Annotated in this window: 8 protein-coding genes; 2 read left to right on the plus strand and 6 right to left on the minus strand. The window is 43.6% G+C overall.

Annotation, left to right across the window (positions count from 1 at the left end):
• Positions 1 to 398: 398 nt before the first annotated feature.
• The 4 genes from OGM63_RS20495 to OGM63_RS20510 form a co-directional block, all read right to left on the minus strand.
• Positions 399 to 2,123, minus strand: a complete 1,725-nt coding sequence (locus OGM63_RS20495; protein ID WP_263747503.1) for an Rqc2 family fibronectin-binding protein — start codon at positions 2,121 to 2,123, stop codon at positions 399 to 401.
• 177 nt (positions 2,124 to 2,300) lie between these two features.
• The gene (locus tag OGM63_RS20500) at positions 2,301 to 2,510 is read right to left on the minus strand and encodes a DUF6887 family protein (protein WP_263747504.1); all 210 of its coding nucleotides are present in this window, start codon (positions 2,508 to 2,510) and stop codon (positions 2,301 to 2,303) included.
• Entirely contained in the window at positions 2,507 to 2,680 is a 174-nt protein-coding gene (locus tag OGM63_RS20505) for a DUF6888 family protein (protein WP_263747505.1), read from the minus strand. The genes OGM63_RS20500 and OGM63_RS20505 overlap by 4 nt, the downstream gene beginning before the upstream one ends.
• Positions 2,681 to 2,951: 271 nt before the next feature.
• Positions 2,952 to 3,353, minus strand: coding sequence for a hypothetical protein (locus OGM63_RS20510; protein ID WP_263747506.1), 402 nt, complete (start codon positions 3,351 to 3,353; stop codon positions 2,952 to 2,954).
• Positions 3,354 to 3,796: 443 nt separating this feature from the next.
• On the opposite strand from OGM63_RS20510, the gene OGM63_RS20515 reads away from it, so the two are divergent.
• Entirely contained in the window at positions 3,797 to 4,174 is a 378-nt protein-coding gene (locus tag OGM63_RS20515) for a DUF6632 domain-containing protein (RefSeq protein WP_263747508.1), read from the plus strand.
• Positions 4,175 to 4,290: 116 nt separating this feature from the next.
• Here OGM63_RS20515 and OGM63_RS20520 read toward each other — a convergent pair whose 3' ends face one another.
• Together OGM63_RS20520 and fxsT are read right to left on the minus strand one after the other, a co-directional pair.
• Positions 4,291 to 4,545, minus strand: coding sequence for a UPF0175 family protein (locus OGM63_RS20520; RefSeq protein WP_193200542.1), 255 nt, complete (start codon positions 4,543 to 4,545; stop codon positions 4,291 to 4,293).
• A 179-nt stretch (positions 4,546 to 4,724) separates the two neighbouring features.
• On the minus strand, positions 4,725 to 7,619 hold the full coding sequence (fxsT, locus tag OGM63_RS20525; protein WP_263747509.1) for an FxSxx-COOH system tetratricopeptide repeat protein: 2,895 nt from the start codon (positions 7,617 to 7,619) through the stop codon (positions 4,725 to 4,727).
• 135 nt (positions 7,620 to 7,754) lie between these two features.
• Between fxsT and OGM63_RS20530 the strand changes: the two genes are divergently transcribed.
• Positions 7,755 to 8,015, plus strand: coding sequence for a hypothetical protein (locus tag OGM63_RS20530; protein ID WP_263747510.1), 261 nt, complete (start codon positions 7,755 to 7,757; stop codon positions 8,013 to 8,015).
• Positions 8,016 to 8,131: the final 116 nt, after the last annotated feature.

Genomic DNA, 8,131 nt, shown 5'->3' on the forward strand with positions numbered 1-8,131 from the left:
AAAAGAAAATCTATTGTGGATTTAACGCAGTCGTTGTGGAACGACAAGAAATAAAAGCAGCTTTTTTGCAAAAATGGGTATAAAAAAAGACCCGCCTCCCACAGCCGGTCTTTAAATATGTTTTAACGTTGTCTTCTCAATAGAGTTAATCCGAATTGCGCGTTCCCAAAACTTCACGAGCAATCTTTCTTCACAGTATTGTAGCAGTCAACACACTTTTTTTATTGCGATTTCATAAAAAAGACAATTAGCCTCTATCTTTAAGAATAATTCAATGGATGTAGGGGGAGTGGGGGAGTGGGGGAGTGGGGGAGTGGGGGAGTGGGGGAGATGAGGTAAATAATTCTTTTTTCCCATTGACCATTGACCATTGACCATTGACCATTGACCATTGACGATTACTTATTAACTAATTGCGGTTGTCCCCAAAGGATGCGCTCTTGTTTGTAAATGGCAATTCCTGGTTTGGCTCCTTTGGGTTTGTAAACGTGCTTTGGCTGAGTATAGACTACAGGCGCTTGATCGGTTTGACGAGCGCGGCTATAATATACAGCAAGATTGGCGGTATATTGCAAATCTGCTTCTTCTGGTACAGCACCAGGTTCTAAGCGTAGTAGGACATGGCTGCCGGGAATTTCTTGAGCATGAAACCATAAGTCATAATCGCCGGCTACACGAAAGGTTAAATAGTCATTTTGACGATTATTACGACCGATTAAGATTTCAAAACCGCTGGGAGTGCGGTAACGATGAAAGTTAGTGCTAGCGCTTTCATTAGAAGTGCGGTTACGATATTCTGGATCTTCTAGATACTTTTGTCCAATCAGTTCTTCGCGGATTTCGTCTAAAGCTTCTAAATCTTCTGCTGTTTGGTACTTGTCTATTTGCGCGATCGCATCTTCTACTTGTTCTAAATATTCAATTTCACCATTCACTTCTGCCAGCAACGGTTCTACAGCACTTTTGACACGTTTGAGTTTTTGATGCTGTTTGTAAAGGCTTTGGGCATTTTGTACTGCATTTTTATCGGGTTGAAGTGCGATCGCTACAGGTTTACCATTCTCAAAGTCTGCCAGGGTAATTTCTTTCATCCCTGGTTCCCATTCTTGCAGATACGCCATTAACAAATCAGCTTTTTGGCGATATTCATCGGCTTGCTCTGATTGTTGCAAGCGTTTTTTAAATGTATCAGCTTTGAGCCGCAATTTTGCTAAAATGTTATTTAGCTTCTGAGTCAGCTGATGGCGCAGTTGCGAAAATACCTGTTGATTCAGCTCGTCTGTATAATAGCGGTAAACTAATTCTTGGATATCTTTGACTGGTGCAACTCCACCCCAACCCATTACAGTGTATCCATTATTTGTCCAAGCTGGGTGAAACTTTTGCTCCTCCAAAGCTTGCAACCATTCTTGCCAGCGTTGAAATAATCTTTGCCAATCGTCGGGTTTAAAAGTATCGGTTGCAGCTTCTGGCTCTAAAGAAGCTGCCTGTAACATAGTATCTAGGAGTGCTGCACTCAAGCCGCTATAACTTTTGAGTAACTGACGCTTGATCGCTCCTGGGACTAAGCTTACCCGTTCTTGCCAGCGTTCTTGGGATTCGCTCAAACTGGGGGTAGTATTAGTAAGTTTGGGTGGAGTTTCGTAAGATTGTCCGGTTTGGATTGGACGGACGGTAGACTGTTGCTGACTAACTTGATGGGCAGCGGTGATAATTTCATTATTGGCATCGGTGAGGATGACGTTGCTGTATTTGCCCATGATTTCAGCGTAAAGGTGATATAGAGCGGTTTCACCAGGACGACGAGCAAATTGTAAATTAATCACACGTTCCCAAGGTGCGATCGCTTCAATTGCCACCAGCGCTAAACCACCCAATTGATGTACTAATTGTTGGCTAAATGTAAATGTATCAGGTTTTCTCGGTGGCGGATCGCCAATACAAATATGAGAAGCTTGAGGATGCCAAGAAATCTCTAGCCAACCCCGATGTTTTAGGGTGCGTAATGCCACAGCAATAGTATAGCGATCGCGCTGATGAACTTGCTCTAGTCGTGATGGTAGCCAGTTAGCGCGGATTTCGCTACAAGCAGCTGTGAGAGTGGTAAAGTCAACTGGTTGCAAAGCGATTAATTATTGACATTCAAATGGTAGCGATCGCTATGCTTCTATTTTTATAATAAAGCATAGCAGACCTCAACTATCATAGCGGTTACTTCCTTCGCAGCAAAAACAAGAAGTTATCGAATGGCTGAAAACGAAAGCACATTGGAACTTAAGTCAATTACAATACCATTACTTTTATGCTGGATTGTGCCCCTGCTCCAAATGCTCACGAAGTATTATGTCAATTTCTGGGTCATCTAAACTTTTCGGTGGTGGATACACCTTAGCGTCAGGATTTTTAAATCTTTCAACGTAAATTGAAAACGCTTCGTCATCTTCCCTATGCTCAAGGATATATTGACGGAATTGGGAGCGTGTCATTGCTGCGAAGTCGGGTTTGCTCATAAATATCTCCAATAGCCGGTTTTGTAAATGACGATTTCTGTCTCTTCCCCTGCCAAAATGAATACCTCTTCTGTACGTTCGTCAATTCTTACCAAGTATATCGGTACATACATTTTAGTTAATCTGCAACTGAGAATGAAGCAGATTTCGATTTGTTTTTGCGTTGGCATGTCTTAAAAGCACCCCTCACCGATTCCTTAATCAAATTATTGTTATTACTGACATTTTTTCTCCTAATCAGCGCTCATAAATTCCAATTACCCGTGCCTGCTCAATGATATGATCGGCTGGAAACGGAGCTGACAATGCGTAAGTCTTAGTTAAGTCAAGTTGATCCTGTTTCAGAAACGCTGCGCTAACACTGCAAATAAAAATTTCAAAAAGGCGATCGCCAACTTTTTTTTCAAGGGCGATCGCCTGATACTAAAATAATTGACGTGATTAACTTGCCAAGGCAACTAGCCTTTTGCGGGAAGGACGCTTGCGGTCTGATTTTTTCTTCAATCCCACCGCTTGAGCTTGATCGCTATCTGAGCCATATTGCCCCCGCACGGCTTCTTTCATCGCTAATACAGCATTATGAAATTCCCATTCTGCTAATCGGGCAGCATCAGCAGCAGCACGGTATAAAGCTAGTTTCTCGGTTTCGGTTTGTTGAGAAATCAACATCGCCTGATAAACTTGCTGTAAGTTTGCAGTAGAGGCATCAGCACGAGTTGTGTTGTAGGTGCTGACGGTTTGCAAACCGTGGAATGAGTCAATATCTTGACTAATGGTTTGAGGGCGCAAACGGCGTGTAGTATCTTGGATAGTCATAGCTGTAGACAGTGGTATAGTGTACATTTCATGTACCCATTGCAACTAAAAAACTATCAGTAAGGTAAAGTTTTTTAATTGGACATCTCCAGAAATTAAATATGCGCTACCCACAACCCTTGTAGAGACGTAGCAATGCTACGTCTCTACATTGTTTTTCGGAGATGTCTATTGGACAAGCTTAGGAAAAGGGCTTGCATTGTGAATGCATCGACCTGCATTGTGAATGCATCGACTTGCATTGTGAATGCATCGACCTGCATTGTTAATGCATCGACCTGCATTGTTAATGCATCGACTTGCATTGTTAATGCATCGACTTGCACTCACAGTTGAATCAGTTTTAAACCACGAGGAGCATTAAAATTTCTAACACTCCAAAGCTGAAGTGTCACTAGTGGGAATACAATCATAAAATTAGGCAGTTTTTTTAGTAGAGACTGCACTAGAAAATAGCGGAGGTTAAAGCAATGGATGAGCGCGATCGCTATTTACGAATTGCTCTGATTATTAGTGGAATAGCTTTTTTACTGATCTATCCGCTGAGTCAGGTCTGGGCATCAGGCTGGTCATGGCAATCAGCTCACCACGAATCCGAACACATGATCATTGGTGTTTATGCGACGCTTGGTGTATTTTTGCTGTTGGCTTCAAGGCAACCAGAAGCTCACCTCAGTTTAATCTGGTTCACCGTCACATCAAGTGTAGTCCACGGGCTGATCATGGCGGTACATGCAGTAATTGACCCTGTTGAACGTGGACACCTATTTGGTGATATTCCAGCATTGTTCTTGGTAGCAATTGTCCTTGGTATTTTAGCGCAGCGCAAAGTGGTGTCAAGTACATAAACGGGCTACGCCTACGCTCTATTCTTTACTGTACTTTGGATATGAATTGTGGAAGTAATTGTGCTTGTTGACTTTTTAAAAGAACAATCAAAGGTGAAGAGTTAATAATTACACGATTAATCGACATTTGCCAGTTCCTGGGCTAATTCTTGGGCAGTATATTGCATAAAATCTACTTGGTAGCGTGATAAGGCATTAATAAATTCAGCACGAGTTAGCCCAGCAATTTCTGCTGCTTTGGCTTGTGAAATGTCACCTAATTCATACCATTTAACTGCTGCGGCAATTCGCATTTCTTGGATAAATTCTTCCGGATTTTTACGAAGTGCTGAAAATACTGTTTCTGGTAATTGGATTGGTACTGTTCGCATAAATTTATCCTCAAATTTGGCGTTTGGAATTTGAAACCGCAAAGCGATGTCTACGACAAGCTCGTCTACGCTCTATTCTTTACTGTACTTTAGTTATGAGGGGAAGATCGCTGCTAAAATTTAAACTACAACTGTTGTGTGGCATCAATTTTGTGTGATTTGCTGGAGAGGTGCGATCGTTAGGGATATGCTTCTCTTAAAAAGCTTGCATAATTTTCTTTTACCGTCATTGTATCGGGATGATCTACACCTAAAGTACGTTCACAAATTGCCAAAGCTTGCAGATACAGAGGTTCGGCTTCGCTGTAGCGTCCTGTCAAATGGTAGAGTTCTGCAAGATTGTTCATGCTATTAGCGACATCGGGATGTTCTTCTCCCAGTAAGCGTTTTCTCAGTGACAAAGCTTGCAGATGCAGGGGTTCGGCTTCGCTGTAGCGTCCTGTAGAAAAGTAGAGTAATGCGAGATTGTTCAGGCTAGTGGCGACATGGGGATGGTTGTCTCCGAGTAAGCGTTTTATCAGTGACAAAGCTTGCAGATGCAGGGGTTCGGCTTCGCTGTAGCGTCCTGTAGAAAAGTAGAGTTCTGCGAGATTGTTCAGGCTAGCGGCGACATCGGGATGTTCTTCTCCCGGTAAGCGTTTGTACAGTGACAAAGCTTGCTGATACAAAGGTTCGGCTTCGCTGTAGCGTCCTGTAGAACGGTAGAGTTTTGCGAGATTGTTCAAGCTAGCGGCGACATCGGGATGTTCTTCTCCCAGTGAGCGTTTTGTCAGTGACAAAGCTTGCAGAAGTAGGGGTTCAGCTTCGCTGTAGCGTCCTGTAGAAAAGTAGAGTCCTGCGAGATTGTTCAAGCTAGCGGCGACATCGGGATGTTCTTCTCCCAGTGAGCGTTTTGTCAGTGACAAAGCTTGCAGAAGTAGGGGTTCAGCTTCGCTGTAGCGTCCTGTAGAACGGTAGAGTAATGCGAGATTGTTCAGGCTAGTGGCGACATCGGGATGGTTGTCTCCCAGTAAACGTTTTCTCAGTGACAAAGCTTGCAGATGCAGGGGTTCGGCTTCGCTGTAGCGTCCTGTAGATTCGTAGAGTAATGCGAGATTGTTCAGGCTAGTGGCGACATGGGGATGGTTGTCTCCGAGTGAGCGTTTTGTCAGTGACAAAGCTTGCAGAAGTAGGCGTTCGGCTTCGCTGTAGCGTCCTGTAGAAAAGTAGAGTTCTGCGAGATTGTTCAGGCTAGCGGCGACATCGGGATGTTCTTCTCCCGGTAAGCGTTTGTACAGTGACAAAGCTTGCTGATACAAAGGTTCGGCTTCGCTGTAGCGTCCTGTAAAATAATAGAGTAATGCGAGATTGTTCAGGCTAGCGGCGACATGGGGATGTTCTAAACCAAGACGATTTTTAGTGACTTTTTCACACTGCTGCAACCAAGGTTCTGCTTGCTGATAAAGTCCTTGACCTTCATAAAACCTGCCTAAGCCTGTGAAAGCCCAAATTAAATCCTCGTCGCTGAGATATTGGGATAGGTGGGTTGCAACTTCTGCAAGGTGGGGGATAAAGGGAGTGAGGTTGAAAATATCTTCACGGTTAGGCTGTTCAGGAATTTGCTTTGCCACCTCTACCATCATCGCTACAAAGTTTGTTTTCACCTTATCCCCCTCACTTGACTCATCCAACTTCATTTGGAAAAATTGTCGAATCAGTGGATGTAGACGATAAATTCCTTTACTTTGTCGTTGTATTAAATGCAGTTTCCGCAACTCAGCTATAGCTTTCTCCCAGACTTCTTGTGTTTCTTCATCTTCTATCGCCTCAACAGATAACGGAATATCAGCTAAAGCAAACAAACTCAGGTAACAGCCAACACCTTGTGCATTTTCATCCAACTGTTCCCAACTCAATGCAAAAGCTTCAGCGATACCGTATTCATAACGCATCAATGGGTTAGCCTTGGCGACTGCTTCGTGTTCCAGTCGCTTTTTCTCTAGCCGCTTTAGCAGTGTTTCCAGAGACAAATCTGGCATTGTATCCAGATATCGCCCCACTAACTCTAACGCCAAAGGCAAATATCCCAAGAATTTACAAATTCTTCTCGCAACCCAAGGTTCGCTTTTGAGTCGTTCTCTATCAACCAACGATTTTAATAATTTCATTGCCGCCGATGGTTTGAGAACATCTAAACGCAATTGCGGCAAAGTTCTATCAAACCCCAGGCGCGTTGTCAGCAATACTTTAAACTGGGGTGATTCTGGGGGTAGATAAGGCTGAACCTGTTTTTTGTAGTCGGTGACATCATCAAATACCAGCAGCACTTCACCTGGTTGCCAATTTTGCCAGCAGAATCTCAGCCTATCTGCTAATTCCCAGTCGTCCGGTGCAATGAGTTTAAATTTCAATTCAGCAAATCTGAGAATCTGAATTCCCACATCTATTCCCTGTGCTGATAACCAGCAAACCCCACCTTGATAATTCTGCAAATGCTGTTTGGCGTATTGGGTAGCAAGTTCAGTTTTGCCTACTCCACCCATACCCGCCACAGCTACAATTGCAACTTGGCGAGATGTTTGTAATGAGGAGTGCAGGTTTTGTAGTTCTGCTTCACGTCCCACAAATTTTTCAAATGGGACAGCAGGGGGAATACTATGATGAATTTCTTTAATTGTGGGGTGGGCATCTTGCCCGCCATTATATAGCGGTTCTCGTTTGTATGAAGTACATTTTTTAACCTCACCCCCCACCCCTCTCCTTGCTAAGGAGAGGGGAGCGTTTGCTTTACTCAATGCGGGGTGAGGTGCATCGAAGTGAGAACCGCTATATTTCGCTGTGAGGCAAGCCCGTAACTTTTCTAGCTTACCCCGGCTTTCAGAATTGGCTAACTCAGGATAACTCTGGGTGAATTTGTCATAAACCTCAGTCATCCGCTTTTTGAAAGCAGCCGCACTGATTTTCAACTCGCTAGCAAGTTTTGCTTCACTCTTCCCTGAGTTTTCAGTCTTCAACCGCTCTACAAAAGCTGCCGTTTGCTCTGGGGATAAGCTATGAGTAGCAGCTTCATTGGCTAGAAAATCAGCCCATTGCATAGACAGCTTGTGAGATTTCTTCTCGATTCTACTTAATTTCTACCTTCTCTCTACTTTGTCTCCATTTCTAGGGAATCTCCTCTTCTTCTGGCAGAAATACGATTTACATATGAAACATTTAGAAGAGGTTCAGCCGTGAAAACTTCCTTAACAACTCCAGTCAACTCCAATCAAACCACCCAAACTTCCCAATTAATCCCCACCTCGCCAACATCGGTAGAGAATCCATCTACTTGGATGCGAGATGGATACAGCCCTACTGAAATCATTCTCGCGGTGGCAATTTTAACTTCATTGTCGATTGGGGGAATTGCGTCTGTGATTGTGGCGATTACGGGTTTAATTAAAAGTTTAGTGCCTGTAATGGTAAGCTCGACAAGGGAAAAAAAGGAGTAGTCAATTTAGAGCCAGGGCGAATTCCATTCGCGGCTACACAAACGAAGTCGGGGCGAATTCCATTCGCGGCTACACAAACAAAGTCCGCCTGCGCGGACTAAGGAAAAATTGAATGT

Source organism: Plectonema radiosum NIES-515, assembly GCF_025753815.1.
GTDB lineage: Bacteria > Cyanobacteriota > Cyanobacteriia > Cyanobacteriales > Nostocaceae > Hassallia > Hassallia radiosum_A.